Annotated in this window: 26 protein-coding genes; 11 read left to right on the top strand and 15 right to left on the bottom strand. The window is 70.6% G+C overall.

Annotated elements, in window-relative coordinates; genetic code table 11:
• Positions 1–51: 51 nt before the first annotated feature.
• The 5 genes from OWR29_RS40385 to OWR29_RS40405 form a co-directional block, all read right to left on the bottom strand.
• Entirely contained in the window at positions 52–2,388 is a 2,337-nt protein-coding gene (locus OWR29_RS40385) for an MMPL family transporter (RefSeq protein WP_267568861.1), read from the bottom strand.
• Positions 2,389–2,536: 148 nt separating this feature from the next.
• Positions 2,537–3,172, bottom strand: coding sequence for a TetR/AcrR family transcriptional regulator (locus tag OWR29_RS40390; protein ID WP_267568862.1), 636 nt, complete (start codon positions 3,170–3,172; stop codon positions 2,537–2,539).
• Positions 3,173–4,618: 1,446 nt separating this feature from the next.
• Positions 4,619–5,236: an alpha/beta hydrolase gene (locus tag OWR29_RS40395; protein WP_267568863.1), complete on the bottom strand. Its 618-nt coding sequence runs from the start codon at positions 5,234–5,236 to the stop codon at positions 4,619–4,621.
• 70 nt (positions 5,237–5,306) lie between these two features.
• A complete protein-coding gene (locus tag OWR29_RS40400) occupies positions 5,307–5,807 on the bottom strand; it encodes a VOC family protein (RefSeq protein WP_267568864.1) in 501 nt (166 codons plus the stop codon).
• A gap of 71 nt (positions 5,808–5,878) precedes the next feature.
• Positions 5,879–6,604, bottom strand: coding sequence for a hypothetical protein (locus OWR29_RS40405; RefSeq protein WP_267568865.1), 726 nt, complete (start codon positions 6,602–6,604; stop codon positions 5,879–5,881).
• A 204-nt stretch (positions 6,605–6,808) separates the two neighbouring features.
• Here OWR29_RS40405 and OWR29_RS40410 point away from each other — a divergent pair, with 204 nt between their 5' ends.
• Positions 6,809–7,660, top strand: coding sequence for a phosphatidylinositol-specific phospholipase C/glycerophosphodiester phosphodiesterase family protein (locus tag OWR29_RS40410; RefSeq protein ID WP_267568866.1), 852 nt, complete (start codon positions 6,809–6,811; stop codon positions 7,658–7,660).
• Here OWR29_RS40410 and OWR29_RS40415 read toward each other — a convergent pair.
• Entirely contained in the window at positions 7,657–8,349 is a 693-nt protein-coding gene (locus tag OWR29_RS40415; RefSeq protein WP_267568867.1) for an SDR family NAD(P)-dependent oxidoreductase, read from the bottom strand. The genes OWR29_RS40410 and OWR29_RS40415 overlap by 4 nt on opposite strands.
• Complete coding sequence (locus OWR29_RS40420) at positions 8,333–9,079, bottom strand: SAM-dependent methyltransferase (RefSeq protein WP_267568868.1); 747 nt, start codon at positions 9,077–9,079, stop codon at positions 8,333–8,335. Before OWR29_RS40420 ends, OWR29_RS40415 begins: the two co-directional genes overlap by 17 nt.
• 55 nt (positions 9,080–9,134) lie before the next feature.
• On the opposite strand from OWR29_RS40420, the gene OWR29_RS40425 reads away from it, so the two are divergent.
• On the top strand, positions 9,135–9,950 hold the full coding sequence (locus OWR29_RS40425; protein WP_267568869.1) for an SAM-dependent methyltransferase: 816 nt from the start codon (positions 9,135–9,137) through the stop codon (positions 9,948–9,950).
• On the opposite strand, the gene OWR29_RS40430 is transcribed toward OWR29_RS40425, so the two are convergent.
• On the bottom strand, positions 9,951–10,670 hold the full coding sequence (locus OWR29_RS40430) for an SDR family NAD(P)-dependent oxidoreductase (RefSeq protein WP_267568870.1): 720 nt from the start codon (positions 10,668–10,670) through the stop codon (positions 9,951–9,953).
• A 69-nt stretch (positions 10,671–10,739) separates the two neighbouring features.
• Between OWR29_RS40430 and OWR29_RS40435 the strand changes: the two genes are divergently transcribed.
• On the top strand, positions 10,740–11,567 hold the full coding sequence (locus tag OWR29_RS40435; protein ID WP_267568872.1) for a LysR family transcriptional regulator: 828 nt from the start codon (positions 10,740–10,742) through the stop codon (positions 11,565–11,567).
• Here OWR29_RS40435 and OWR29_RS40440 read toward each other — a convergent pair.
• On the bottom strand, positions 11,523–13,721 hold the full coding sequence (locus tag OWR29_RS40440; RefSeq protein ID WP_267568873.1) for a putative bifunctional diguanylate cyclase/phosphodiesterase: 2,199 nt from the start codon (positions 13,719–13,721) through the stop codon (positions 11,523–11,525). The two genes, OWR29_RS40435 and OWR29_RS40440, sit on opposite strands and share 45 nt — an antisense overlap.
• A 90-nt stretch (positions 13,722–13,811) precedes the next feature.
• On the opposite strand from OWR29_RS40440, the gene OWR29_RS40445 reads away from it, so the two are divergent.
• The 3 genes from OWR29_RS40445 to OWR29_RS40455 all read left to right on the top strand — a co-directional run bounded on the left by OWR29_RS40445 (position 13,812) and on the right by OWR29_RS40455 (position 17,500).
• Positions 13,812–15,224, top strand: a complete 1,413-nt coding sequence (locus OWR29_RS40445; protein ID WP_267568874.1) for a TetR family transcriptional regulator — start codon at positions 13,812–13,814, stop codon at positions 15,222–15,224.
• Between the two features lie 408 nt (positions 15,225–15,632).
• Positions 15,633–16,220: a transcriptional regulator gene (locus tag OWR29_RS40450; protein ID WP_267568875.1), complete on the top strand. Its 588-nt coding sequence runs from the start codon at positions 15,633–15,635 to the stop codon at positions 16,218–16,220.
• Positions 16,217–17,500, top strand: coding sequence for a PEP/pyruvate-binding domain-containing protein (locus tag OWR29_RS40455; RefSeq protein WP_267568877.1), 1,284 nt, complete (start codon positions 16,217–16,219; stop codon positions 17,498–17,500). Before OWR29_RS40450 ends, OWR29_RS40455 begins: the two co-directional genes overlap by 4 nt.
• 63 nt (positions 17,501–17,563) lie before the next feature.
• Here the strand turns inward: OWR29_RS40455 and OWR29_RS40460 are convergent, their stop codons facing one another.
• The 3 genes from OWR29_RS40460 to OWR29_RS40470 all read right to left on the bottom strand — a co-directional run bounded on the left by OWR29_RS40460 (position 17,564) and on the right by OWR29_RS40470 (position 19,812).
• Entirely contained in the window at positions 17,564–17,920 is a 357-nt protein-coding gene (locus OWR29_RS40460) for a PRC-barrel domain-containing protein (protein ID WP_267568878.1), read from the bottom strand.
• Positions 17,921–17,959: 39 nt separating this feature from the next.
• A complete protein-coding gene (locus OWR29_RS40465) occupies positions 17,960–19,105 on the bottom strand; it encodes a GAF domain-containing sensor histidine kinase (RefSeq protein ID WP_267568879.1) in 1,146 nt (381 codons plus the stop codon).
• Positions 19,106–19,200: 95 nt separating this feature from the next.
• Positions 19,201–19,812: a GntR family transcriptional regulator gene (locus tag OWR29_RS40470; RefSeq protein WP_267568881.1), complete on the bottom strand. Its 612-nt coding sequence runs from the start codon at positions 19,810–19,812 to the stop codon at positions 19,201–19,203.
• 95 nt (positions 19,813–19,907) lie between these two features.
• Here OWR29_RS40470 and OWR29_RS40475 point away from each other — a divergent pair, with 95 nt between their 5' ends.
• Together OWR29_RS40475 and OWR29_RS40480 are read left to right on the top strand one after the other, a co-directional pair.
• On the top strand, positions 19,908–20,444 hold the full coding sequence (locus OWR29_RS40475) for a YbhB/YbcL family Raf kinase inhibitor-like protein (RefSeq protein WP_267568882.1): 537 nt from the start codon (positions 19,908–19,910) through the stop codon (positions 20,442–20,444).
• Positions 20,445–20,485: 41 nt separating this feature from the next.
• Positions 20,486–20,845, top strand: coding sequence for a hypothetical protein (locus tag OWR29_RS40480; RefSeq protein ID WP_267568883.1), 360 nt, complete (start codon positions 20,486–20,488; stop codon positions 20,843–20,845).
• Here OWR29_RS40480 and OWR29_RS40485 read toward each other — a convergent pair.
• Positions 20,835–22,154: a dihydrolipoyl dehydrogenase family protein gene (locus tag OWR29_RS40485; protein ID WP_267568884.1), complete on the bottom strand. Its 1,320-nt coding sequence runs from the start codon at positions 22,152–22,154 to the stop codon at positions 20,835–20,837. The genes OWR29_RS40480 and OWR29_RS40485 overlap by 11 nt on opposite strands.
• Before the next feature lie 19 nt (positions 22,155–22,173).
• Here OWR29_RS40485 and OWR29_RS40490 point away from each other — a divergent pair, with 19 nt between their 5' ends.
• The gene (locus OWR29_RS40490) at positions 22,174–22,560 is read left to right on the top strand and encodes an SRPBCC family protein (RefSeq protein WP_267568963.1); all 387 of its coding nucleotides are present in this window, start codon (positions 22,174–22,176) and stop codon (positions 22,558–22,560) included.
• On the opposite strand, the gene OWR29_RS40495 is transcribed toward OWR29_RS40490, so the two are convergent.
• Complete coding sequence (locus OWR29_RS40495) at positions 22,550–23,260, bottom strand: SDR family oxidoreductase (protein ID WP_267568885.1); 711 nt, start codon at positions 23,258–23,260, stop codon at positions 22,550–22,552. The genes OWR29_RS40490 and OWR29_RS40495 overlap by 11 nt on opposite strands.
• A 2-nt stretch (positions 23,261–23,262) precedes the next feature.
• Positions 23,263–24,681, bottom strand: coding sequence for an MFS transporter (locus tag OWR29_RS40500; protein WP_267568886.1), 1,419 nt, complete (start codon positions 24,679–24,681; stop codon positions 23,263–23,265).
• 150 nt (positions 24,682–24,831) lie between these two features.
• Between OWR29_RS40500 and OWR29_RS40505 the strand changes: the two genes are divergently transcribed.
• Together OWR29_RS40505 and OWR29_RS40510 are read left to right on the top strand one after the other, a co-directional pair.
• Positions 24,832–25,449, top strand: a complete 618-nt coding sequence (locus OWR29_RS40505; protein ID WP_267568887.1) for a VOC family protein — start codon at positions 24,832–24,834, stop codon at positions 25,447–25,449.
• Positions 25,446–26,207 carry an SDR family NAD(P)-dependent oxidoreductase gene (locus tag OWR29_RS40510; protein WP_267568888.1) on the top strand — a complete coding sequence of 254 codons (762 nt, stop codon included), beginning with the start codon at positions 25,446–25,448 and terminating at the stop codon, positions 26,205–26,207. The genes OWR29_RS40505 and OWR29_RS40510 overlap by 4 nt, the downstream gene beginning before the upstream one ends.
• Positions 26,208–26,209 lie beyond the last annotated feature (2 nt).

A 26,209-nucleotide genomic window follows, 5' to 3' on the forward strand; every position in this document is an offset into this window, starting at 1 on the left:
CAATGTTTCGCTCGGTGGGCGAACGGCGGCGTCAACCCCTGTACTGACGACTCATGACGGACGCGGCGTGGGGTGGTTGCGTTCGAGGGCGGCGCCTTCCACGTCGACGTTGGGGAGCAGGCGGTCCAGCCAGCGTGGGAGCCACCAGGCCGAGCGGCCGAGCAGATGCATGACCGCGGGGATCAGCAGCATGCGTACGAGGAAAGCGTCGGCCAGCACGCCGAAGGCCAGACCGAAGCCGAGCGATCGGATGATCGCCGAGTTCGAGAAGATGAAGCCGCCGAAGACCGAGATCATGATGATGGCGGCCGCGATGACCACCGTACGACCGGCTCGCAGGCCCTGGCGGACGGCGAGCCGGGCCGGGGCGCCATGGGCGTACGCCTCGCGCATGCCCGACACCAGGAAGAGCTGGTAGTCCATGGCCAGCCCGAACAGGATGCCGATGAGGATCGTGGGCAGGAAGCTGAGCACCGGGCCGGGGTCGTGCACGCCGAAGATCGCGCCCAGCCAGCCCCACTGGAAGATCGCGGTGAGCCCGCCGAACGTGGCGAACAGCGACAGGATGAAGCCGAGCGTGGCCGTGAGCGGCACCAGGATCGACCGGAAGACGAAGATCATGATGATCAGCGACAGGCCGATGACCAGCCCGAGATAGCCGGGCAGCGCGTCCGACAGCTGCTCGGAGATGTCGATGTTGCCGCTGGCGCTGCCGGCCACACCCAAATCAAGATCCCTGAGGTCCCGTACGAGTTGTTCCGTCGACGCGCTCGACGGGCCCTCATTCGGCACGACCTGGAAGGCCAGCAGTGTGCCGTCAGTGGATTGCCCGATCGGCGCGACCGCGGTGACGTCGTTCTGGCCGAGGATCTGCGTGCCGATGCGCACCTGCTCGGCGACCAGCTTGTCCTCGGTGACCGGCGCGGGCAGGGTCGCCACCGCCAGCAGCGGCCCGTTGACGCCCGCCCCGAACTTCTGCTCGATCAGCTTGTACGCCTGGTACTGGGTCGAATCCTCGGCCTCGGTGGAGCCGTCGGGCAGCCCCAGCCGCATCGACAGGGCGGGGATCGCGATGACGACCAGCGCGGCCAGCCCGGCGACCACTGTCAGCACGGCGCGCCCGTTGCTCATCTCGGTGGCGGCCGGCCGGGGCTTCGGCTTCCGGCGGCCCAGGATGCGCGTACCCAGCAATGACAACAACGCCGGCGTGAGCGTCACGGCGATGATCACCGCCACGGCGACGCAGATCGCGCCGACCGTGCCCATCATGCCGAGGAACCCGATCCCGGTGACGTTGAGCGCCAGCAGGGCCACCAGCACCGTCGACCCGGCGAAGACCACCGCGTTGCCCGACGTGCCGTTGGCCAGCCCGATCGACTCGTGCAGCTCCACCCCTTCGAGCAGCTGCCGCCGGTGCCGGTTGAGGATGAACAGGCAGTAGTCGATGCCGACTGCGAGCCCGAGCATGACACCCAGAACCGGCGTGATCGAAAGCATGTCGACGACGCCGGAGAGCGCCAGCGACGCCGTGACACCGATCCCGACCCCGGCCAGCGCGCTGATGATCGGCAGCGAGGCGGCGATCAGCGTGCCCAGCATGACCATCAGCGTGATGCCCGCGATGATCACGCCGACCACCTCGCCCACACCGAGAATCTCGGGGACGCTCTGGGTGATCTCGTTGGAGAAGTCGACCTCGACGCCGTCGGGCACGCCGGCGCTGACGTGGTCGACGACGCCCTCCTTGGTCTCGGGGGTGACGTCGAGCTGAGCCTCTTTGAAGATGACTGGCGCGATGGCCGTGGTGCCGTCCTTCGAGACCGTACGGATCTCGGCCGACATCGCCAGCAGCTGCTTCGACAGATCCAGCTGCGCGGCTTGCGCCTCGAGCTGGGTTTCCTGGGCATCCAGCGCCGCCTGCCGGGCCGCACGCTGGGTCGCCGGGAGGGCCGCGAGCTGCTGCCGCGCCTGGGCCAGCTGCGCACGACCGGCGGCGAGCTGCTTCTCGCCGGCCTGCAGCCGGGCGGTCTGCTCGGCGAGCTGCTGCTGCGTGGCGAACGGGTCGTTGATGCCGGCCACCCCGTCGAGCTGCTTGGTCGACTCGAGCAGGCGCCCGATCGCCGTACGCTGCTCGGCCGTGAACCCCGACCCGCCGGCGGTGTGGAAGACCAGCGAGCCGGTGCCGCCGCTGGCGCTCGGAAACTTGCCGGCCAGCTGGTCGGTGACCTTGGCGGTGGCCGTGCCGGGGATGGTGACCTGCGACGAGAGGGTGCCCCCGAAGGCAAGGTAGGCCCCGACGGACAGCCCCAGGACCACGATCCAGGCGACGACCACGGTCCAGGCGCGCCGGGCGCAGGCGCGTCCCAGGCGGTACAGCAACTCGGCCATGCTTCCCGTTCTCTCGTTGACCGGCCGGTCAGTGGCCGGTGCGGATGGTCTTTCTGTTGCCGGATCTCTGGGCGGCCGGATCTCGGTGGCCGGTGCGGTCTCAGTAGCCGGGTGTTCTAGTAGCCGGGCGTTCTAGTAGCCGGGCGTTCTAGTAGCCGGTGCGGATGGTCTCGATGAGCCGGTCGAGCAGCTCGTGCCAGAGGGCGCGGGCCGCCTCGTCGGTGGCGGCGCCGGTCGCCGCCAGCCAGTGCTGGGCGATCACCTCGGTGCCGTGCATGAGCGAGCTGACGAGCAGCTCGGCTTCCAGCGGGTCGCGGTCGGCGTTGCGCTCGGCCAATTCCCGGGCCAGATCGGCCGTCGTACGCGAGAACGTGGCCTGAAAGATCTGCTGGGGCCGCGGGTCGTCGGCCCCGAAGCCGCCCAGCGCCTGCCACAGGAAAGCGATCGTGCTCGGCACGTCGGTGGCCCGCAGCGCCGCCACGACAGCCTCGAACATGGACGTACGGCTGCCGGGCCCGACAGGCGTGGCCGACACCAGCTCGCGAAAGTTATCGATGACCACACCCAACATCTCGGTGCAGGCCGTGGTGACAACGTCATCGATAGAGGCAAAGTGATTGAAGATCGTCCGCCGCGACACATCGGCCCGGGCGACCAGCTGATCGACGCTGAACCGAGCCGCGCCACCCTCATCGATGAGAGCCCGGGCCGCATCCAGGATCGCCCGCCGGTGCCGAGCCTTGAGCGCAGCCCGCCGATCCGGTTGATCAGTGTTGATCACCACAGTAGTTACACTAAATGCATCGTTGCACTAAGTGCAAACTCAACCGAACGCGTCACAGGGCCCCTCACGTAACTGGTCCGCCGCCATCGCCTACAGCACGGCCCGGCTCACGCAGGTGCCGTCAGGCGATGGCCCGATCTAGGCGGGCGCCGGCGAAACAACGCGGACGACTCGCTTCGATCGTGAGAGCGGTGCCGGATGGGCGGCCCTCTTGAGCCTGGCCCGAACGTCGGAGCTCGATCAATGTGCGTGAGTTCGGTGCTCGCCCCGTTGACGTTGACAGGTGGGCGCGAGCACGTCGCTCAACCAGCCGGGCCCGCCGGTGATCTCCTCACCACGCCGACAGGCGGTTCGCCTATGCGGGCCGGCACCTCATTGCCGCCGTTGTTGTCAAGAGACGACCACCAACGGACCAACCACAGCCGCGCCATCTCGTTGACGAGTGCCGCTACGGCGTCGTCGCCCGCGGATCCGAACGCCATGACCAGCGAACGACAGGTCGAGAGAGAGACCCAGAACCGCGGCCAGGCGGGCCCGACACTGACGCTCGAAGCCAAACGACCAAGCAAGGCGCGCAACCATGCAACAGACGACGCTCGCAACCGAGCGAACGCGCAACAACGAACACTCGGTCCCGCAACGAACGACGCGCGCAACCAACTGCACGCGCGAACAACACGGGCGATCGCAACCGCTACCGCTACCGCTACCGCTACCGCTACGGTGCTCACGGCCGAGCGAAGGCGCCAACATCGCGCAACCGTGCAACCGTGCAACCGTGCAACCGTGCAACCGTGCAACCGTGCAACCGTGCAACAACGACACTCGCAACCGAGCGAACGCGCAACAACGAGCAGTTGGTCGCGCAACGAACGACGCGCGCGACTACCTGCACGCGCGAACAAGGCGGCTGGCAACTCAACCGCTACCGCAACGGTGTTCGCGACCGAGCGAAGGCGCCAACATCGCGCAACCGTGCAAAGAACGACAATCGCTATTGAGCAAACGCACGACAACGCGCACCTGGTCGCATAACTTCGAGTGCACGAACAACACGGGCAACCGCAACCGCTACCCCAACGGTGCTCGCTGTCGAGCCAAGGCACCAACATCGCGCAACCGTGCAACAAACGACGCTCGCAACTGAGCGAACGCGCGACAATGCGCACTTAGTCGCGCAACGCCAAGTGCATGCGCGACCGACACGGGCAACCGCACGCCTGAGGCAACGGTGCTCGCGATCGAGCGAAGGCGCCAACATCGCGCAACCGTGCAACAAACGACGCTCGCGATCGAGCGAACGCGCCAACATCGCGCAACCGTGCAGCTGATGCCGCTCGCAACTGAGCGAACGCGCGACCGCGCGACCGCGCGAAGCGAAGTTCGGCGAGACGCGCATCCGGCCAGGCGCGGGGACTACGCAGCCCCTCGTGAGACCGGCAAGGTCTACTTGACTGCCTCGCGCAGCCAGGCGGCCAGCGCCTCCGAGGCCGGGGCTGCTAGGCCGTGGCCGACCGGATCGCGGCGGGCTACGACGTCTGCGCCGGACTCTTCTCGTAGGTAGTGCCACGTGCGGTCGAGCAGTTCGCGAGGGATGACTGTGTCGTGCTCGCCCTGGGCAACCATGACCTGCACGCCGGTCAGGCGGCCGGGGTCGACGGGGACGCCGGCGTCGAACGGGAGGGTGCCGTAGAGGATTGCGGCGCCGGCGTAGCGGGACGGGTCGTCCAGCAGCAGGCCGCCGGCAAAGGCGGCGCCGCCGCTGAAACCGATGAGGAACACCGGGCGGCCGCTGGGCGCGATGCCGTCGAGCCACGTGCGGAACCAGTCCATGGTGGTGCGCAGTGAGGACGCCACGGGGCGGCCGATACCGCGGTTCTGGAACCAGGCGAAGCCTGCGCCCTCGGCTATGGGTGCGCGTACCGCCACGTACGCGCAATCGGGAATGAGCGAATCGCTCAGGGTGAGAATCTCGCGTTCGTGCGAGCCGCGGCCGTGCAGCAGGACGACCAGCGGCGCCGACGGATCCGCCGAACCGGCCGTGGCGACGACGGGGGCGCTCACGCCACGACCTCGCCAGCCACAGCAAGCACGGCGGCGCTCACGCGACGACCGCCACGACTATCCGACGCGCTCACGCGACGATCTCGCCGGCTGTGCGGACGCCGGCCCAGCGGGACACCTCGGCGGCCAGGTCCAGGCGTTCGATCGGGGCCGAATCCTCGTAGACGCCCCAATCGGCGCGCGGGAGCATCCACATGATCTCGAACTCGTTGCCGTCGGGGTCGGCGCCGTAGACGCTCTTGGTGGCGCCGTGGCTGGACTCGCCCGTGTAGGCGCCCGCGTCGATCAGGGCTTGGCGGGCCTGCGCCAGCTCGTCGATCGTGTCGACCTGCCAGGCCAGGTGGTACAGGCCGATGCCGCCGCGCTGCTTGGGCGGGGCGGACGGGCCGACGCCGAACAGGCCCAGGTCGTGGTGGTTGCCCGAGCGCGGTAGGCGCAGGAAGGCGGCGTTGGCGCGCGGCTCGCGGGCGGCGACGACCATGCCGAAGACGTCGGTGTAGAAGCGCTCGGCGCGTTCCAGGTCGGCGACGAAGAGTACGGCGTGGTTGAGCCGCACCGGTCCGATGCTCATGGCGATCTCTTCCGTTAGTTGTAGGTACAACTATGACACGAAAGAGTGGCCCGGCACCATCGTTACGGCGGTCACTCCGAGCGGATCAGCGCCCAGACGATCTTGCCGTCGAGCAGCGGAGTGGCGCCCCAATGAGTGGCGGACGCGGCCACGATGCGCAAGCCCCGCCCCGAGCCCGGCCGCATCACCGTGCTGGTGGCCGGCGGACCTTCCGGGCATTTGGGCATGGTCGTGCTGCCGTCCTGCACGGCGATGCGCAGATAGCGGCCGGTGTGCACCACCGTCAGGTCGAACTCGCCGCCGGAGTGCACGATCGCGTTGGCCGCCAGCTCGTTGGCGACCAGCCGGGCCGGCCCGTGCAGCTTGCCCAGCCCCCAGGTGAGGCAGGCCTCGCCGGTCACACCCCGGGCGACGGCGGCGCTGTGCACCTCGGGCAGCAGGTGCCGGCGCACCCAGCGCGGAACGTACGCCTCGACCGCCAGCGACGCCTGCGCCCGGTCCTCGTACAGCGCGACATAGGTTCGAAAAGCGTCAAGCCCGTCCCGTACGCCGGTCGCCGCCGCACACAGCAGCACGGGCACACCCCAGTGCAGTTGCGCGTCGTGCGTCATCGTGGCGAACACGCTCAGCACCGCGTCCTCGTCGTGGCCCAGCCCGGCCAGATCGACGATCACGGCCGGCGGGCACTCGGCCGCGGCCTTGGCGATCACCGTGCCGACCTCGGGAACGGTGGCGAGCGACAGCTCACCCTCCAGGTGAACCGTCGTGACCCCGGTGTCGAGATTCCGATCGATCACTGTCTTCACCATCGCAGCCCTCTGCTCGCACCTCCCCGTCGGTAGCGCCCTCCACAAAACGCCCACCACCCACCCGGCGCAATCCCTGGTCGTACGCCTATCGCCCGTTAGGTTCGTCTGGTCCTGTTCTTCACCGGCGGTTCCGGTGCCCGTCAGGACGACCCCATAGCGTCATGGCCGTCGATGAGTGACGGGAGATGACGCATGATTCGCCGAGTACTGAGTGTGGTCGCCGCCGTGTCCGCGACGCTGGCCTTCGCGCCGGCCGTGGCGCAGGCGAACGGTCACCACGGGGTGCGGCCGCTGGCCCGCGCGCACGCCCACAACGACTACGAGCACGAGCGCCCCCTGGCCGACGCGCTGTCGCACGGCTTCACCAGCGTCGAGGCCGACATCTACCTGGTCGACGGCGAGCTGCTCGTCGCCCACGATCCGGAAGACGTGGTTCCCGGCCGTACGCTGCAAAGCCTCTACCTCGACCCGCTGCTCCAGCGGGTGCGCGCCAACCACGGCCGCGTCTACCGGGGCAGCCCGACCTCGCTGCAGCTGCTGGTCGACATCAAGAACACCGGCGCCGCCACCTACACGGAACTCGACCGTGTGCTCCGGCAGTATCGGAGCATCCTCACGACGTACGCGAAGGGAAAGGTCTTCAAAGACGCCGTCACTGTCGTCGTCAGCGGCGACCGCCCGCGCGACCTCATGGCCGCCCAGAAGGTGCGTTACGCCTTCTACGACGGCCGCGCGGCCGACCTGAACTCGGGCGCCCGCGCGTCGTTCATCCCGCTGATCAGCGACAACTGGACGAACCTGTTCACGTGGCAGGGCGCAGGCCCCATCCCGGCCGCCGAACGCACCAAGCTGCGCCGGTTCGTCCGCGACGCCCACCGCAACGGCCAGCGGGTCCGCTTCTGGGCCACCCCGGACGTCGCCGGCCCCGAACGAGACGCCGTCTGGCGCGAGCTCGTAGCCGCCGACGTAGACCACATCAACACCGACGACTTGGCCGGCCTGGAAGCCTTCCTCCGCGGCCGGGTCCCGGCCCACGCCGCCTAGTACGTGGCGCGGCCGCCGGTTATGTCGTAGACGGCGCCGGTGGAGAAGGTGAGGTGGTCGGACGTGAGCCAGGCGATCAGTTCGGCCACCTCTTCCGGGCGGCCCACCCGCTTCATCGGGATGAGGCTGGTGATGTGGGCCAGCGCCTCGGGGTCGGTGGCGGCGTTCATCGGGGTGGCGATCACGGCCGGGGCGATGGCGTTGACCAGGACGCCGGTGGTGGCCAGCTCTTTGCCCAGGGACTTCGTCAGGGCGATCACGGCCGCCTTGCTGGCCGAGTAGGGGCTCATGTTCGGGTTGCCGTCCTTGCCGGCGATGCTGGCCAGGTTGACGATGCGGCCCCAGCCCCGCGCGCGCATGTGCGGGACGAAAGCGCGGCACATGTTGAACGTGCCGCGCACGTTGACGGCGAAGACCTTGTCCCAGTCGGCGGGGTCGATCTGCCACAGGGGTGCGTTGGGGCCGACGATGCCGGCCGAGTTGACCAGGATGTCGGCCGGGCCCAGCTCGGCCGCCGCCGCCTCGACGGCCGCCGGGTCGGAGACGTCGGCCTGCACGTCGGCGCCGGGGGCCAGGTCGATGGTGTGGACGGTGATGCCGTCGGCGCGCAGGCGGGTGGCGGCCGCGGCGCCGAGACCGCTCATCCCGCCCGTGATCACCGCCGTACGCGAATCATTTGACTGCGACACCGCACACCACGTCCAGAGGGCGCGGATCGGACTCTGCCGGGCGCCACAGCGGGGCCGACGTCACGCCGGGCTCGATCAGCGTCAGCCCGTCGAAGAAGCGGCCGAATTGGGCGTGACTTCTCAACACGTACGGTGGGTTGGCCTGTTCGTTCCAGATTTTCTCGGCCTCGCCGTGCTCGATGCTGTGCGAGCCGTCGAGCGCGATGAAGTAGCTGCCGGGGGCGAGCGCTTGCAGGTACGCGTGGACCATCTCGAGGGCCGCGTCGTCGTCGGTCATGTGGCCCAGTAAACCCGACATGATCAGGGCGACCGGCTGGGAGAAGTCGAGCCCGGCCGCTCCCAGCACCCACGCGGTGTCACGACCGTCGGCTTCAACGAACTGCGTGTTACCGGTCAGCAGTCGCTGAGCGTGGGCGAGCACGAGCGGGTCGCTGTCGACGTAGACGACGCGTGACTCGGGCGCGATGCGCTGCGCCACCTCGTGTGTGTTGTCGGCGGCCGGCAGCCCGGCGCCGACATCCAGGAACTGCCGGATGCCGGCCGTGTCAGCCACATGGGTGACGGCTCGGACGAGAAAGGCACGAGACGCTCGAGCGTTGTCGACGATGTCGGGAAATGCCTGGCGAATCTGGTCGCCGACCTCGCGATCGACGGCGAAATTGTCCGTTCCGCCGAGCCAGTAGTTCCAGATGCGCGCGGTCTGCGGCACGCCGGTGTCGAGTTCATCCATATTTCCATTGTGGACCGCCGGGACACGCCTGGGGAACGGGAGCTATTGTTCCGCTGTGGATCACACGAGCGCAGCCTCGGCGGGCCTGGACCCGACCGTGCCGCACCCGGCCCGGCGCTACAACTACTGGCTCGGCGGTAAGGACAACTTCGCCGCCGACCGCGCCTCGGGCGACGAACTGCAAAAACACTTCCCCAAGGTACGGCTGGGGGCGCTGGCCAATCGGGCGCTGCTGCAGCGGGCTGCGCGTTTCCTGGCCGCCGAGGCCGGCATCCGCCAGTTCCTCGACATCGGCACCGGCCTGCCCACCGCCGACAACACGCACGAGGTGGCGCAGCGGGTCGCGCCCGAGGCCCGCATCGTTTACGTCGACAACGATCCGCTCGTCATGGTGCACGCCCGGGCGCTGCTCAACAGCAGCCCCGAGGGTCGCACGGCGTACATCGAGGCCGACCTGAACCACCCGGCCGACATCCTCGGCCACCCCGCGCTGCGCGAGACGCTCGACCTCGACCGGCCGGTCGGCCTCATGCTGATCGCCGTGCTGCACTTCATCCACGGCGACGGCGCGGCCCAGCCGATCGTGCGCGAGCTGATCGACGCCCTGCCCTCGGGCAGCTACCTGGTCGCCACGCACGCCACTTCGGACTTCGGCACGCCGGAACAGCAGGCGCTCTATCAGCAGCTCATCGCGCAGGGCAAGTCCGACGTCTGGACCCGTTCGAAGGAAGAGTTCACCGCGTTGTTCGACGGCCTCGAGCTGGTCGAGCCGGGTGTCGTGCCGGCCAGCGAGTGGCGGCCCGAGCCGGGCGCCGAGATCCCGGCCCGCTCCGACATCAACGTGTGGACGGCGGTCGGCCGCAAGCCGTAGTCACCAGGCGACGCGGCCCTCGTCGTCGAAGAAGCCGCCGGTCGGGCCGTCGCCGGGCAGGGTGGCCAGGTGGATGGCGATCGCCGCGCCCTGCGTCGGCGTGCGGTAGCCGCTGAAGTGGTTGAGGTCGGTCGCCACATAGCCCGGGCAACCCAGGTTGATCAGGATGTTCGTGCCGGCCAGTTCCTTGGCGTACTGCACGGTGACCGCGTTCAGAAAGGTCTTCGAGGGCGCGTACGCCGCGGAGATCGGACCGGTCGCGTCGGTGCTCCCGCTCTGCAGGGTCAGCGAGCCCACGCTGCTCGACATGTTGACGATGCGCGGCGCGGACGACTGCCGCAGCAACGGCAGCATCGCGTTGGTGACCCGGATGACGCCGAGCACGTTGGTGTCGATCACGGTCCGGATCATCGCCGGGTCGACCACCGTGGGTTCTTGCGGCATCCCGCCGGTGATCGCCGCGTTGTTGACCAGTACGTCAAGTCCGCGCTCGCGCAGCAGGTCAGCGGCGGCGGCCACGCTCGCGTCGTCGGTGACGTCCAGCGGTACGCCGAACGCGTCGACGCCGGCGGCCCGCAACTTCTCGACTGCCGTGTCCCGCCGTTCCTGGGAGCGGGCGCCGACGCCGACGGTCCAGCCGAGCGCGCCCAGACCCGCCGCGATCTCGTACCCGATGCCTTTGTTCGCGCCGGTGACCAGCGCAATTGTCTTCTCGCTCATGAATCGATCCTGTCCGCGGGGCCGGATCCGGGCCAACACCATCTGGGTCGGCGGCGATACCGTGGGGGTATGGAAACCCGGGAGCTGCGCTACTTCGTCGCCGTGGCCGAGGAGCTGCACTTCGGCCGGGCGGCGGCGCGGCTCGGCATGGCTCAGCCGCCGCTGTCCCGGGCGATCAGCCAGCTCGAACGGCGGCTCGGTGTCGATCTGCTGCGGCGGACCAGTCGGTCGGTGACTCTGACTGAGGCCGGCACGGTGCTGCTGCGCGAGGGGCGGGCGGCGCTGGGGGCGGTCGAGGCGGCCGAACGCCGTACGCGCCGAGCCTCGCAAAGCCAGGGGCTGGTGCTCGTCTCCAAGGCCGGCGCGGCGGGCGAGCTGCTGCCCAAGATGCTCGATGCGTACGCCGCCGAGCCGCACGCGGTGCCGGTCGAGGTCGTGCTGTGCGGGGCCGGTCAGCAAGAGGCGCTTCTGCGCGACGGCCGGGCCGACGTGGCGCTGCTGCACCTGCCGTTCGACTCGACGGCCGGGCTCGACACCGAGGAGCTCACCACCGAGAGCCAGGTGCTGGTGATGCCGGCCGGCCACGAGTTCAGCACGCGCGCCAGCGTGCGGATGTCCGACCTGGCCGAGCTGCCGATGCCGCGCTGGCCGGAACTCGACGGCACCTACCTTCCGGGCCCCGGGCCCGAGGTGCACGACGCCACCCAGCTGCTGCAGCTGATCGCGCTCGGCCGCGCCGTGACCGTGCTGCCGGAATCCGTCCGCACCTCGTTGCACGGCGGGCTGACCACCGTCCCCGTGCTCGACGCGCCGCTGGTCACGACGGTGATCGCATGGCCGCCGCACAGCCGGTCACTGGCGCTGGCGGGCCTCATCCAGGCGGCGACCCGCCTCTGAGAGCACGGCCTCCAGCGGGCTCGGTTTCGCGTACAGGAAACCCTGGCCCGTCCGGCAACCCAGCGTGAGCAGCTCGCGGGCCTGGTCCTCGGTCTCGATGCCCTCGGCGATGGTGCGCAGGCGCAGCACCTGAGCCAGCCGGATGATCGCGTCGGCGATGGCCGAACCGGTCGCGGTGCCGTCGAGCTGAGCCACGAAGCTGCGGTCGATCTTGAGGATGTCGACCGGCAGCCGGGTCAGGTAGTGCAGCGACGAGTAGCCGGTGCCGAAGTCGTCGACCGCGATCCGGATACCGTATCCGCGGAGTTCGTGCAGCGTGACGATGCTCTTCTCGTCGACGATGGCCGACTCGGTCACCTCGAGCACCAACCGCTCCAGCGGCATCCCGGCCCGTTTCACCGCGGCGAGCACGTCGTGCACAAGCGTCGGCGTCTGCAGCTGTCGCGGTGACAAATTGACTGACACGTACGGTTTCCCGGGCGCGGCCGCCATGTCGGTGCAGGCCTGGGAAAGGACGTGCAGGCCGATGTCGTAGATGAGGCCGGTCCGCTCGGCGACCGGGATGAAGTCGAGCGGCGGCACGAGCCCGCGGGCCGGGTGCTGCCAGCGCACCAGAGCCTCGTAGCCGGTCGGCCCGCCGGTGTCCAGGTCGACGATCGGCTGGTAGAGCACGATCAGCTCGCCCCGGCCGGCCGCTCCCGTCAGATCCTCAGCCAGCAGCGCGTCCATGGCCCGGCGGTCGACCATCGACGGGTCGTGCCGCATCCACGAGTGCGCGCCGGCTCGCTTAGCGGCGTACATGGCCAGGTCGGCCCGGCGCATAATCTTTTTGCTCGTGTCGCCCGGCCGGCTGTCGGTGAGGCCGATGCTGGCGTGCACGACCACCGTGTCCTCGCCGAGGCGAACCGGATGAGCCGCGATAGCCGCCAGGATGCGCTGAGCCACCAGATCGGGCACGACGCCGCCCAGCAGCAGCACGGCGAACTCGTCGCCGCCGATCCGCGCACACGTGTCCGGGCCCCGGACGACAGCTCTCAGATGGTGGCCGAATTCGGCGAGCACGGTGTCACCGGCCGCGTGCCCGTAGGCGTCGTTGATCAGCTTGAAGTCGTCGAGGTCGATGAGCAGCAGGGCCACCGGCTCGCCCCGGCGGGCGGCCGCCGTCATGGCGTCGTCCAGGCCCGTACGGTTGGCCAGCCCCGTCAGCGGGTCGGTGATCACCAGGTCGCGAGCGCTGCGCAGCGACATGTTCATGTGCACGACGACGGCCGACACCATCAACAGCAGGCAGCCGACCAGGCCGCCCCACGGGAACATGTCGTCCTCGGCGACCGTCACCGCGATCATCATGACGACCCCGGTCAGCAGCGACAGCATGACCAGCCGCTGCGACCAGGCCAGACTTCGCTTCTCCCGGAACGGGGCGATCGGAGCGAGCGTGAGCAGCAGGCTCGCGCCGACCATGCCCAGACCGATCAGCCAGATGTCGGCCTGGGCGTCGCTGTGCAGGTCGGTGGCGTTCCAGGCGATGTCGGTGATCATCAGCAGGGCCAGGCCGCCGACCAGCGGGTGCGACGGGCGGGCGCCGCCGAGCAGCAGCGAGCAGACGGCAGTGAGCACGAGCAGGTCGCCGATGACATAGCCCAGGATGCGGGTGAGCTCGGGCCCGGCCAGGTCCTGGGTGAAGGCGCGGTCGATGACGAAATACCAGGCCATCATCGCGCCCGCCGACACCACGATGACGACCTCGGAGACGAAGGACCAGCGGTTGCGGCCGCGAATCTCCGCCAGCCGGGAGAGGAACGTGGCCGCGGCCAGCAGCACGAACATGAGCCCGCGCAAGCCGATGCCGGCCCAGTAGGCGAAGGCGTTGCCGGTGGTGGCGAACCAGAGCAGCACGAAGAAAGCGGCAACGGCGCTGCTCCGGGCGAGCCCGATAAGCCGCCATCCCCAGGGATAAACATCGCGGCCGGCGGCCCGAAAACTTAAGAAGGCGCCGATCGCGTCGAGCAGCAGAACCGAGCTGTACAAGACGGGCCGGCGCAGCCCCGGCTCGGCCAGCGAAGCGATCTGACTGACCGCGACCAGCACCACCAGCCCCGCCGCAACCCGTGACGCCGGCCGCCAGCTGGTCACCCGGGACAGTACGGCCACGCCTCTCCGATCGGACGGAAGAGCGGTGCGCTGAGCGCCAGACACTTTCAGATACTCACGTCATTCAAATGATGGGAGTATCCTGATGACGTGAGAATCTCGCGCACCGAGCAACAGGCCCGCAACCGCCAGGCCGTGCTGACGGCGGCGCGAGCCGAATTCGCCGAGCGCGGCTACACCGAGGCCAAGATCGAGCGCATAGCCGAGCGGGCCGACCTGACCCGGGGCGCGGTCTATTCGAACTTCCCAAGCAAGCGGTCGCTCTACCTGGCGGTGCTGCTGGCCGCCGCCAACCAGGACGCAGCTGCCGCCCGTGACGCCCCACCCCCGTGGGAGGCGCCCTACCCCCGCAACACGGCTGTGCCACCCGATACCTCGCCCGACGACGCAACCAGCAGCGACGAACTGCCGGGTGCTGCTGGGCCGAACGACGCATCCGGCAGCGGCGATTCACCGCGTGCTGCAGGGCGAACTAACGCAACCGACGGCGAGGAACTGCTGAGCGCTGCCGAGTGGGACGGCCTGACCGGCGAGCACCACTCGCATCCGCCAATGGACTGGGCGAACGGCTTGGCTGTCGACCGCGACGCGAATCTGCGCCCTGCGAGTCACGGCGATTCGGTGGGAGGCAGGAACGCTGGTTCGTCCGCGGCGGGCGGCGGGTTGGAGGCGCTGGATGTGGCCAGTGCGGCCGAGACGTTCGCGCGGGTGTGGCTCGAGCGGTTGCCGCTGGCCTACGGCGACGCCACGGTCGGGCGGCTCAAGGCTCGATCGTTGACCGGAGTCTTCGACGACGAGCGGGGGCGAGCCGCCCTGGCCCAGATCACGTGGCTCGAGGCACTGCTGCTGGCTGTCGCGCTCGAGTCGTGCCGGGCTCGGGACGCCGGGCGACGGGTGCGGCTGGCCGAGCTGATCCTCACGATGCTGCACGGAGCGGCCGGGCTGGGCGAGACGGCCCCCGGCTTCGGCGACGCGTTCGATGTGGCGCGGGCGTGCCGGCACCTGGCCGGGCTCGACATCGCCGACGAGTGGAATCCGCCCTACCTTCCTTACGTGCCACTGGCTAAGGAGGTCCGTTCGGCCTGGGCTGCTCCGGGCGAGGTGGTCGACGAACTCAGCGGCCGCCCGTTCGAGCTCGGCGACGGTGTCGTGGTGGCCCTCGGCCCCGGCCGGCTGGGCGGCGCCGAGGACGCCGTCCGCGCGGCTCGGGCCGGTGAGGTCGTCACCATCGTCGCCGTCACCGACGACCCGGCCGAGACGGGCGCCCTCGTGCGACTGCGGCTGACCGACCTCACCACGGTCCTGCGGCGCATCTTCGGCCCGGCCTTCCGCCCGTCGCTACGCCTGGTTCTGGACGACAACGGCACACTCGCCTCAGCCATAGGCGTCACGCCCACCTTCGACACCGAAACGTCCGTGCGCATCCAGCGCGGCGAGATCACCTTCCGAGCCGACAACCGCGGCGCCGCCTACGCCGCAACGATCGCCGGAAGAACGCAATGACCAACCAGCGCGCACATCCACCGGCCTCCGTTCACGCAGCGCCGACCAAAACGCGCACCATCGAGCAACCGCGTCCACCACGCGGCTCAACCCGAGCGACCTCGTCCAGGGATGCGCAACAAACGAACACTTGCGCGCTCAGCATCGCTCGTGGCTCGGCCAAGCCGCCTGCAGCACGCAACCAGAAAAACGCACGACAAACGCGAAACTGTGCACCCGCACCGCTCACTGACCGGTCAAGCCGCCGACAGCGCGCACCAGAGAAAACGTGCAACAACGCGCAACTGTGCACGACACATTGCTCGAAGGCGGCCGTTGTTGGCGGAACGCCCCAACGACGTGCATGTGGCGCGCGGCCGGTGTGTGAGAGACGTGGTGGCGGCGTGGGCGGAGCTAGGAGGAGACACCGTGACTGAGGTGCTGCATGTGTTGCGGTGCATGGGGTTTGCTGAGTTGAGTCGGGTGGCTGACGCGGCGGGGGTGGACGAGGCTGAGGTGGAGTCGGCTCTGATCGACCTGGCGGTCGACGGCTGGGTCACCCGCGAGATGGGGGCCTGGGGGCTGACCGCGGCGGGGCGGGCGGAAGACCTGCGGCGCACCGCGGCCGAGGTTGAGGCGGCCGGGGCCAAAGGGGTGGTCGAATCGGCGTACGAGCGGTTTCTTGTGCTCAATCCGGAGCTGTTGGACCTTTGCTCGGCGTGGCAGCTGCGCGCCGTCGAGGGGGTGGCCGTGCCGAACGATCATCGCGACATCGCTTACGACGAAAGGGTTTTGGAGCTTTTCGGGGATCTTGACGGGCGCGTCAACATAGTGCTCGACGAGCTGGCCAAGGCGCTCCCCCGGTTCGGCCGGTATCAGGTTCGATTGCGGGGAGCGCTCGACCGGGCCAGAGGCGGCGCCCTCGAGGAGCTGGCCGACAGCCTCACCTCGTACCACGTGGTGTGGTTTCAGCTGCACGAGGATCTGCTGGTCACGCTGGGCCAGTCGCGCACATGATCTGGCGGCTCGAGGCGGCCGTCGACGCGCCGGCCGACGTCATCGGCGGGAAGGCGGCCGGCCTTGTCACGTTGATGCGGCTGGGATTGCCGGTTCCGGACGGCTTCGTCGTGAGTGTTGACGCATGCCGCGCGTTTCTGCGCGACGGAAACATGCCGGCGGGGCTGGAAGGCGCTCGGGCCGGCTTGCCAACGGAAGCCGTCTCGGTGCGATCCGGGGCCGCGGTATCGATGCCGGGCATGATGGCCACGCTCCTCGACGTTCGCGGGTCGGTGGCTCCCGCCGTACGGGAAATCTTCGGGTCTTGGAACACGGACCGCGCCCGCACTTACCGCACCCTGCACGGAATTCCGCACGATCTCGGCACCGCCGTCGTCGTTCAGGCCATGGTGTACGGCGATCGGGACGAGCACAGCGGAAGCGGTGTCGCCTTCAGCCGCGACCCCACCACTGGCGCCCCGGAACCGTACGGTGATGTGCTTTTCGGCCATCGCGGCGACGACGTCGTCTCGGGCCGCTCGGCGACCCTGCCGCTCACGGCGCTGGCCGATCAGGAACCGACCGTCTGGTCCGCACTGACTGATGCGCTTTCGTTGCTGGAGAAGCATTTCCGGGAAGCGTGCCACGTCGAGTTCACCGTGGAGTCCGGCCGTCTGTGGCTGCTGCAGGTGCGGCCGGGCGGGCTGACTGCGCGCGCCGCCGTCCGGGTGGCCGTCGACCTGGCCGACGACGGTCTGATCGACCGGCGCGAGGCCGTACGCCGCATCACCTCACAATGTCTGCGGGCCGCCGCCGTCCCGCGCATGCTCGGCGGGGAACGGCTGGCCCGCGGCCGCGGCGCCTCCCCCGGCGTGGCGACCGGCCGGGTGGCGCTCAGCGCGGACCGGGCTGTGCGCATGGCTTCGGACGGGCCCGTCATCCTCGTACGGCCGGAAACTTCGCCTTCGGATCTGCACGGGTTCGCCGCGGCGACCGGCATCGTGACGAACCGCGGCGGACTGGCCAGCCACGCCGCCGTCGTCGCACGCTCGATGGGCCGTCCCGCCGTCGTCGGCGCCGCCGATCTGCGGCCGGCCGAGGGCACGCTCATCACCATCGACGGCACCAGCGGCGAGGTCGCGCCGGGCAACCCGGGCCTGACCCCGGCCGTCGCCGACCCGCACCTGCACCGCCTGCTGTCGTGGGCCGACGACATCTCGGGCGACCGCTCACCGCGCCCGGGCGAGCAACGCCTGACGGCCGCCCGGGCCCAGCTCCAGCGGCAGGCGAACAACGACTGACAGCCGCCCGGGTCAAGCTCCAACGGAGGACGAGCAACAGCTGACAGCCGCCCGAGCCAACCTCTAGCGACGAGCCAGCCGGCGCACTCCGGGCGCGCTCGTCTGGTACGGCAGGTTGTAGTGCGCGAAAACCTTGGGCTCCTCGGCGGCCTCGAGCTCGCCGTCGAGGTCGATCGTCGGCGCGTCGCCCACCGTCTTCTTGTCGTAGCGCACCCGCACCGCGCTCGGCAGCACGGTCGCGCCGTCCAGGGGGACGAAGGCCAGCTTGTGCCGGCCGATGATGCCGATCTTGACGGTGGCGAAGGCCGGCTGGTCGGTGGCGGTGTCGACGTAGACCGCCTCCAGGTCGCCGATCTTGGAGCCGTCCGGGTCGAGGACCTTCTCACCGCGCCAGTCGCGCAGGTTCTCAGCGGGGAACATGCACGTGAGGTGCCCTGGGACGGGTGGGTCGAAACGGCCTCAGCCGAAGACGACCCGCGCCGCCAGGCCGCCGCCGGCCGGGCTGGTGAAGGACAGGTCGGCGCCCTGGGCCCGGATGATCCGCTGCGTCACGGCCAGCCCCAGGCCCATGCCGGGCGTCTCCCTGTGCTGGGCCTCGGCGCCGCGGAAGAACGGCGTGCCGAGCATGTTCAGCTCGTCGGCGCACAGGCCCGGGCCGTGGTCGCGGATCTCCAGGGTCGGGCGCACGCCGTCGACGACCGACACGGTCACCGGCTGGTCCGCGCCGCTGAAGCCCAGGGCGTTACTCAGCAGGTGCCCGATCGCCACCTCGAGCAGGGCGGGGTCGGCCAGCACGGGCACGGGTCCGGCCGGCCGGCGCACCTCGATCCGGGAGCCCAGCTTCGCCGCCAGAGCCGACGTCAGACAGGCCAGATCGACCGTGCGGCGGTCCCCCACCGGCTCGTTGCGGTGCTGGTGGGCAGCGCGCAGCAGGGTGTCCACGGTGCGGCACAGGCGGCCGGCGTTGCGGCTGATGGCTTCCAACTGCCGCGCGTACGCCGGTGGCAGCGCCCCGGGAATGCCGGTGAGCAGCTCGACGTACCCCTGAATCGCGGTCAGCGGCGTCCGGAACTCGTGCGACACCGTGGCCAGCAGGTCGTCGCGGGCCGCCAGCTCGTACGGGGAACGGTTCTCGAGCAGGTGCCGTAGCCCGGTCTCGGAGTCGACGCGGCGGGCCAGGCGCTCGAGGTAGCGGCGGGTGGTGTCGGCGTCGATGCTGCGCTGCCCGTTGTCGAAGACGCAGAGCGCGCCCACGATGTGCCCGTCGTGGCGCAGCGGGGCGGCCGCGATGAAGTTGACGTGCGCGGCCCCGGCCACCAGCGGGTGGTCGGCCAGGCGGGGGTCGTGCGGGGCGTCGTCGACGACCATGGCGTCGTTGCGGCCGGCCACGATGTCGCACAGCGAGCGCGACTTGGGCACGTCGACCGCCATCGGCATGCCGAGTGTCGCCGCGAAGTGCGCGTGCGCCTCGTCGGCTACTTTGAGCGCGACCATGGGCGCCTGGCACACGTCGGCCACCAGCTCCAGCACCTCGGGCACGTCGGCGACCGCCGCCCGGTAGCTTCCGGCCGCGAGGTGGCGCGGCTCGATGCTCAACGACTCCATCTCTCCCCCTCACTGGACGCCGGATGATCCGGACAGGGGAATTCATCGGCATCCCGGCGCGGGGGTTGCGCGGGCGACCTGGTGCAGTGCGGGAGTTAACGCAGTACCGCCACGGTGTGCAGCACATGGCGGCGCAGCAGCCCGGCCGCGCGGTCGGCGTCGCGGGCCAGGGCGGCCTCCTCGATCGCGCGATGCTCGGCCGCGGCGTCGCGGGTCGGGTCGGCCTGGTACGACCATCGGCGGGCCAGTTCGCCGGCCGTCCAGAGGCGGTCGAACGTTTCCAGTACGACGTCGTTGCCGCAGCCCTGAAGCAGGGCCCGGTGGAAGAGGCGGTGCGCCTCGGCCCAGGCGCCACCGGCCGAGAACGGGGTGCCGGCCAGGCGGTGGTAGGCGGCGCGGACGGCGGCCTCCCACTCCAGGTCCCCGCGTTCCACGGCCAGGCTCAGGGCGGCCGGTTCGAGCAGCGAGCGGGCCTCGGCGATCTGCTGCCAGCGCTCGGCGCCGGTGGCCGGCACGGCGAAGCCCCGATTGGGCCGGCGGTCGGCCAGCCCCTCGCCGACCAGGCGCAGCAGCACCTCGCGGGCCACGGCCAGGCTCACGCCGTGACGGGTGGCCAGCTCTTGCGGCTTCAGCGCCTGACGCGGCTCGAACTCGCCGTCGAGGACGGCGGCCCGGAGCGAGGCGTACATCTTCTCGGACGCTGTCATGGCGATCACCCTACCGAAAATAATCGATTATCTGTAGGTTAGTCGATCGTGGGGCATGACCTCAGCAAGGATCTGATCTCAGCAAGGAGACGACCATGAACGATCCGTTCGCCCGGCTGCCCGAGGTGCCGAGCTTCACCGTCACCAGCGACACCGTGAAGGACGGCGAGGTGTTCGGCGCCGCGCAGATGTCCGGCCTGTTCGGCGTCCCCGGCGGGCAGGACGCCTCGCCCCAGCTGAGCTGGAGCGGCGCCCCCGAGGGCACGAAGAGCTACGCCGTGACGGTGTACGACCCGGACGCCCCGACCGGTTCCGGCTTCTGGCACTGGGCCGTGGCCGACATCCCGGCCTCGGTGACGTCCCTGCCCGAGGGTGCGGGCGACGACACCGGCTCCGGCCTGCCCGAGGGCGCGTTCCAGCTGCCCACCGACGGCGGCGCGGCCCGCTTCGTCGGCGCCGCCCCGCCGGCCGGCCACGGCGCGCACCGCTACTTCATCACCGTGCACGCGCTCGACGTCGAGAAGATCGGCGTGCCGGCCACGGCCACGCCGGCCTTCCTCGGCTTCAACTTCCTCGGCCACATCCTGGGCCGCGCCACCATCGTCGCCACCGCCGAGACCCCGGCCGCCTGACGGGATGCCTCGCCGTGCCCGCAAGTGGGTAAGTTGCGGGCATGGCGAGGTACGAGGTCAACGACAAAGCGGTCGAGCAGGCGTCCCGTCTCATCGCGTCCCGTCAGTACGTGCTGGACAGCGACTGGGGCCAGGTGCAGCCCCGCGCCGACGACGAGAACACCTATCTCGGCAAGCACTCCTGGGACGACTACGCCGCCTGGCACCTGGGCCTGACCGACGGCGCCACCGACGAGACCAAGGCCCGCTACGCCTTCGTCTACGGCGACCTGCGCCGTGTGCACCGCAGCGCCCTGATCGCCTGCGTCTACCGCGCCTCCGAGTGGCGTCACAAGGGCATCGAGCTGGCCGCCCACAACCTCCTGCAAGAGCTGGACGCCGCGGCCGGCATCACTTCGTGAGGGCCTTCAAAGCCGCCACGTAGATCTCGGAGAACGTGGGGAACGGCTGGATCGTGTCGCGCAGGACGTCGAGCGGGATGCGCGCCCGGATCGCCAGGGTGGCCTGCTGCAGCCATTCGCCGGCTTCGGGGCCCAACGCGTACGCACCAACGAGCACTTCGCCGTCGCTGAGCAGCGTCAGGAAGCCGGGCGATTCCGCGTACGCCCGTGAGTACGTCTCCATCTTGGCCACCTCGGTGATCGGCACCGTGGCGCTGAACGGGGCCTCCGTCGCGCCCACGGCCGCCGCCTGCGGATCGGTGAAGACGGCCCGCGGCACCGCCCGGTAGTCGGCCTTCCGCGGCCGCCCGAGCAGGTTGTCGGCCACCACCTCGCCCTGGTACTTGCCGACGTGGGTGAGCATGTGCAGGCCGGTGATGTCGCCGACCGCCCACAGCCGCTCGGCCACGCGCAGCCGGCTGTCGGTGGGAACACCGCTGTCGACGGCCGAAACCCCGACCGTTTCGAGCCCGATGTCGTGCACGCGCGGCCGCCGCCCGGTGGCCACGAGCAGCCGGTCGCCGCGCAGCTCCCGCCCGTCGTCCAGGGTCAGCACGTAGTCGTCGCCGTCCCGCCGGGCGCTGACGGCGGCCGGCCCCAGCACCAGTTCCACGCCGTCGCGGCGCAACATCTCACCGAGCGCTTCGCCCAGCGGCGCCGGCTCACGCGGCAGGACGCGGTCGCCGTGTGCGGTCAGCACGACTTCGCCACCCAACCGCCGTACGGCCTGGGCCATCTCGACCCCCACCGGGCCGGCGCCGAGCACGATCAGCCGCCGCGGCACCTCGCGCATGCCGGTCACCTCGCGGTTGGTCCAGACGCCGTCGAGCTCGCGCAGCCCGGCGATCGGCGGAATGATCGGCGCCGCCCCGTTGGCCAGCACGACGTTGTCCGCCGTGTATCGGGTCCCGTTCACTTCCACGGTCCCCACCCCGGCCAGCCGGCCGGCGCCCCGCAGCAGGTCGATCCCGTTGTCCGCCAGCCACTTCTGCTGTCCCGCGTCCGAATAGTTGGACACCATGAAGTCGCGCCACTCCAGCGCCCGCCGCACGTCCACCTCGGCCGTCGACTCCGCCTCGCGGGCCGCGTGCACCGCCTCTCCCGGCCGCAGCAGCGTCTTCGACGGGATGCACGCGAAGTAGGAACACTCCCCGCCCACGAGTTCCCGCTCGACGATCGCCACGCGCAGGCCGCCGTCGGCCAGGTACCCGGCGCAGTGCTCGCCGGGCGACCCGCCCCCGACGACTATCACGTCGTAGTCGTTGCTCATCAGTAACCTCCTGGTGGTGATGACATTGCGCCGCGCGCTGGAAGTCTCGGGTCCGCGGGACGCGGACGACGTCTGGGACCGGTACGCCCGGCCCCAGCGGTGGCCGGAGTGGTCGCCGCAGATCCGCGCGGTCGACTACTCGTGGCCGACGCTGCGGCCCGGCACGCCGGGCACGGTGCGCGGACCGTTCGGCCTTCCGGTTCGCTTCCGCGTGTTGCGGGTGACGCCGCCGCGGGCTTGGTCGTGGGTGGTGTCCGCGGCCGGCGTCCGGTTGACGCTGTGGCACACCGTCGAGGCGACCCCGGGCGGAAGCCGCACGGTGCTGGCGATCGAAGGCTTCGCACCGGCGGTGCTCCTGTATCTGCCGCTGGCCCGGCTGGCCCTGCGACGGCTGGTCAGCGTGTGAGCTGCTGACCGCCGTCGACGTCGTAGACGGCCCCGGTCAGGGCGGTGTTGTTCATCAGGTGCAGAACCAGATCGGCGACGTCGGACGCGGTCACAACCCGGTGGACGGGCAGGGTGTCACGCAGCTCCTGACGGCGGGCCTCCAGATCGTCGCCCAGGATGCGGGCCGACAGCGGCGTGTCCACGAAGCCGGCCGCGACCGCGTTGACCCGGACCGGCCCGATCTCGAGGGCGGCGTTGGCCGTCAGGGCGGTGGTGGCCGCGGTGGCGATCGCGGCGATGCTGATGCCGACGGCCGCGTGCCGGGCGCCGGTGCCGCTGATGAACGTGAGCGAGCCGCCGGGCCGGACCCGGGTCGCGCATTCGCGGACTATGCGCAGCCCGCCGACCAGATGTTCGTCGAAGAACGCGCCGGCCCGGCCGAGGTCCATGTCGGCGATCGGGGCGTAGAACGGGCCGCCCCCGCTGACCAGCACGTGATCGACCGGCGCGGGCAGGCCGGCGAAGAACGCGGTCACGGCGGCCGCGTCACCCAGGTCGAGCGGCGCCGCCGTGGCGCCCAGTTCGTCGCGGGCCGCTTGGAGCCGGTCCGGGTCGCGGCCGGTGAGGATGACGTCGGCGTCGGCCGCGCGGGCCATCCGGGCCGTCTCCAGGCCGATTCCCGAGGTGCCGCCGAGGACGACGACGATGGTTCCCTTCATGGTCAATTTCCTTTCATGGGTACGGCGCAGGCGTGCACGCGAGGGGCTGGCGCGGCAACCGGGGCGGTGACCCGGCGGCTCGGCACGAGCAGGGCGGTCAGCACGGCGGCGGCCAAAGTCACGACGGCCAGCACGACCATGGCGAACCGGTAGCGGTCGGCCAGCGGCCCGGCGAAGTCGGTCGCGCCGCTCACCCCGAGCAGCAGCGGCACGAGGGCGATCAGCACGACCCCGCCGACCCGGGAGGCGGCGTCGTTGATGGCCGAGGCTTCGCCCAGATCCCCGTCCGGCACGGCGGCCAGCACGCCCGCGGTGAGCGGCGCGACGGCCAGGCCGAGCCCCAGACCCCAGAGGATGGCCCCGGGCAGGATCGATGCGACGTACGACTGACCGGGTTGCGCCGCCGCCAGCCAGACGAAACCGACGGCCACCAGCAGGATCCCGGCCGCCATGGGCCAGCGCGTGCCGATCCGGGCCACCAGCGCGCCGGCCAGCGGCGACACGATCAGGAAGACGGCCGACTCCGGGATCAGCGCCGCCCCCGCCTCGGTCGCGGTGTAGCCCAGCCGCAGCTGGCAGAGCAGCACCACCAGGTACGAGGCGGCCGAGATCGCGCCGTAGAAGAGCACGGTGGCCACGTTGATCGCGTCGAACGGCCGCGACGTGAACAGCGACGTCCGCAGCATCGGGCGCTTCAGCCGCCGCTCCACCAGCACCAGCGCGGCCAGGCAGGCCGCGCCGACCATCCCCGGCCACCACGACGACACCGTCAGCGCGTAGATCAGCCCGCTCAGCCCGACCACCGCGAGCAGCGCGCCCACCACGTCGACCGACAGCGGCCGCCGCTCCTCGGTGTCGGCCGGCACCCGGGCCAGCACCAGCAGCGCCAGCGCGATCAGCGGCAGGTTGACCAGGAAGACCCAGCGCCACGAGGCGTGGTCGACGAGCCAGCCCCCGCCGTACGGTCCGAGCGTCGTGCCCAGCGTCGAGATCCCGGCCCAGATGCCGATGCCCCGCGCCCGGTCCTGCGTCCGCAACGACCCGTTGAGCAACGCCAGGCTGCTCGGCACGACCAGCGCCCCGCCCGCGCCCTGCACGAGCCGGGCCGCGATCAGCGCCCCCGGGTTGGGCGCGACGGCGCACGCGACCGAGGCCACCAGCATCACCAGCAGCCCGGCGATCAGCACCCGCTTGCGTCCGAAGTGGTCGGCCAGCGCCCCGGCCAGCAGCAACAGCGAGGCGACCGTGATCAGGTAACCGGTCAGCACCCACTGCAGCTGATTCACGCTCGCGGGCAGGTCCCGGCCGATCGCCGGCACGGCCACGTTGATCATGTACGCGTCGACGAACCCGACCATCGACGCCAGCACGGTCGCCGTCACGAGGGCCGCCCCGCCCGGCGAGCGCAGCTTGACTGTCATGCCGTTCAGCCTCGTGCGCCCGGGCCCTGGTTCGCGCCCGTGGCATTCCCTGGTGCCCGGGCAACCAGTGTGTCCCCCTGGCGCGACCAGGGTCGGTCAGGCGCGAGATTCGACGTGTCGAGTTTTCCCGTACGAATCAGGAGCGCAGCCATGGACATGAAGCTCGAAGTCGTCGTGATCCCCGTTTCGGACGTCGACCGGGCCAAGGACTTCTACACGAGGCTGGGTTGGCGGCTGGACGCGGACTTCGCCGCCCCCGACGGTTTCCGGGTCGTGCAGGTGACCCCGCCCGGCTCGCCCGCCTCGGTCATCTTCGGCGCCTCGGTCACCCAGCAGGAGCCGGGCAGCGCCCAGGGCCTGCACCTGATCGTGACCGACATCGACGCCGCCCACGACGAGCTCAAGCGGATGGGCGCCGAGCCCAGCGAGGTGTTCCACGACGCCGGCGGGGTCTTCCACCACGGCGGCGCCGACAACCGAGTGACCGGGCCCGCTCCCGACCACGGCAGCTACGGCTCGTTCCTGTCGTTCAGCGACCCCGACGGCAACGGCTGGCTGCTGCAAGAGATCACCACCCGCCTGCCCGGCCGCGTCGACCCCAGCACCACGGCCTTCGCCACCACGGCCGACCTGGCCGCCGCCCTGCGCCGGGCCGCCGCCGCCCATGGCGAGCACGAGAAGCGGATCGGCGCCGAGGACCCGGACTGGCCCGACTGGTACGCCGACTACATGGTCAAGGAGCAGTCCGGAGCCGAGCTGCCGCTATGAAGGCGCTGACCGGGGCCGTGGCCGTGGTGACCGGGGCCAGCAGCGGGATCGGGGCGGCCACGGCCCGCCGCCTGACCTCCGAGGGTGCGGCGGTGGCCCTGGTGGCGCGCCGCCGCGACCGGCTGGCCGGGGTGGTGGCCGAGATCGAGGTCAACGGCGGTTCCGCGTACGCCGTGGAGGCCGACATAACCGAGCCGGATCGCGCGGAGGAGGCGGTGGCCGAGGTGCTGGACCGCCTCGGCCGGCTCGACGTCCTGGTCAACAACGCCGGCATCATGCTGCTCGGTCCGGCCCTGCACACCACGGTGGCCGAGTGGGACCGCATGGTCGCGCTCAACGTGGCCGGCCTGCTGCACGTCACCCACGCCGCCGTGCCGCACCTGATCAGCGCGGCCGCCACCTCCGGGCGCGAGGTGGCCGACCTGGTCAACGTCAGCTCCACGGCGGGCCGGGTGGCCCGTCCCGGCAGCAGCGTCTACAACTTCACCAAGTTCGGGCTCAACGGCTTCACCGAGTCGCTGCGGCAGGAGCTGCTGGCCGAGCACGTCCGGGTCAGCGTGATCGAGCCCGGAACCGTCGACACCGAGCTGGCCGACCACCTGACCGGCCCGGTCGGCGAGGCGGCCCGCAAGCAGGTCAACAGCATCGAGGCCCTGCGCGCCGACGACGTCGCCGACGCCATCGCGTACGTCGTCACCCGCGACCGCCGGGTGGCCGTGAACGAGATGCTGGTGCGCGCGGGCGAGCAGACGTGGTGACG

Origin of the sequence: Paractinoplanes pyxinae (assembly GCF_026626335.1) — a bacterium.
Classification (GTDB): Bacteria; Actinomycetota; Actinomycetes; order Mycobacteriales; family Micromonosporaceae; genus Actinoplanes; species Actinoplanes pyxinae.

Bases quoted from the DNA above. Each gene is read 5' to 3' on its own strand.
- OWR29_RS40385 (WP_267568861.1), bottom strand. From the start codon at position 2,388: ATGGCCGAGTTGCTGTACCGCCTGGGACGCGCCTGCGCCCGGCGCGCC.
- OWR29_RS40400 (WP_267568864.1), bottom strand. From the start codon at position 5,807: ATGAGCATCGGACCGGTGCGGCTCAACCACGCCGTACTCTTCGTCGCC.
- OWR29_RS40410 (WP_267568866.1), top strand. From the start codon at position 6,809: ATGATTCGCCGAGTACTGAGTGTGGTCGCCGCCGTGTCCGCGACGCTG.
- OWR29_RS40420 (WP_267568868.1), bottom strand. From the start codon at position 9,079: ATGGATGAACTCGACACCGGCGTGCCGCAGACCGCGCGCATCTGGAAC.
- OWR29_RS40430 (WP_267568870.1), bottom strand. From the start codon at position 10,670: ATGAGCGAGAAGACAATTGCGCTGGTCACCGGCGCGAACAAAGGCATC.
- OWR29_RS40435 (WP_267568872.1), top strand. From the start codon at position 10,740: ATGGAAACCCGGGAGCTGCGCTACTTCGTCGCCGTGGCCGAGGAGCTG.
- OWR29_RS40455 (WP_267568877.1), top strand. From the start codon at position 16,217: ATGATCTGGCGGCTCGAGGCGGCCGTCGACGCGCCGGCCGACGTCATC.
- OWR29_RS40460 (WP_267568878.1), bottom strand. From the start codon at position 17,920: ATGTTCCCCGCTGAGAACCTGCGCGACTGGCGCGGTGAGAAGGTCCTC.
- OWR29_RS40465 (WP_267568879.1), bottom strand. From the start codon at position 19,105: ATGGAGTCGTTGAGCATCGAGCCGCGCCACCTCGCGGCCGGAAGCTAC.
- OWR29_RS40470 (WP_267568881.1), bottom strand. From the start codon at position 19,812: ATGACAGCGTCCGAGAAGATGTACGCCTCGCTCCGGGCCGCCGTCCTC.
- OWR29_RS40475 (WP_267568882.1), top strand. From the start codon at position 19,908: ATGAACGATCCGTTCGCCCGGCTGCCCGAGGTGCCGAGCTTCACCGTC.
- OWR29_RS40480 (WP_267568883.1), top strand. From the start codon at position 20,486: ATGGCGAGGTACGAGGTCAACGACAAAGCGGTCGAGCAGGCGTCCCGT.
- OWR29_RS40485 (WP_267568884.1), bottom strand. From the start codon at position 22,154: ATGAGCAACGACTACGACGTGATAGTCGTCGGGGGCGGGTCGCCCGGC.
- OWR29_RS40490 (WP_267568963.1), top strand. From the start codon at position 22,174: ATGACATTGCGCCGCGCGCTGGAAGTCTCGGGTCCGCGGGACGCGGAC.
- OWR29_RS40495 (WP_267568885.1), bottom strand. From the start codon at position 23,260: ATGAAGGGAACCATCGTCGTCGTCCTCGGCGGCACCTCGGGAATCGGC.
- OWR29_RS40500 (WP_267568886.1), bottom strand. From the start codon at position 24,681: ATGACAGTCAAGCTGCGCTCGCCGGGCGGGGCGGCCCTCGTGACGGCG.
- OWR29_RS40505 (WP_267568887.1), top strand. From the start codon at position 24,832: ATGGACATGAAGCTCGAAGTCGTCGTGATCCCCGTTTCGGACGTCGAC.
- OWR29_RS40510 (WP_267568888.1), top strand. From the start codon at position 25,446: ATGAAGGCGCTGACCGGGGCCGTGGCCGTGGTGACCGGGGCCAGCAGC.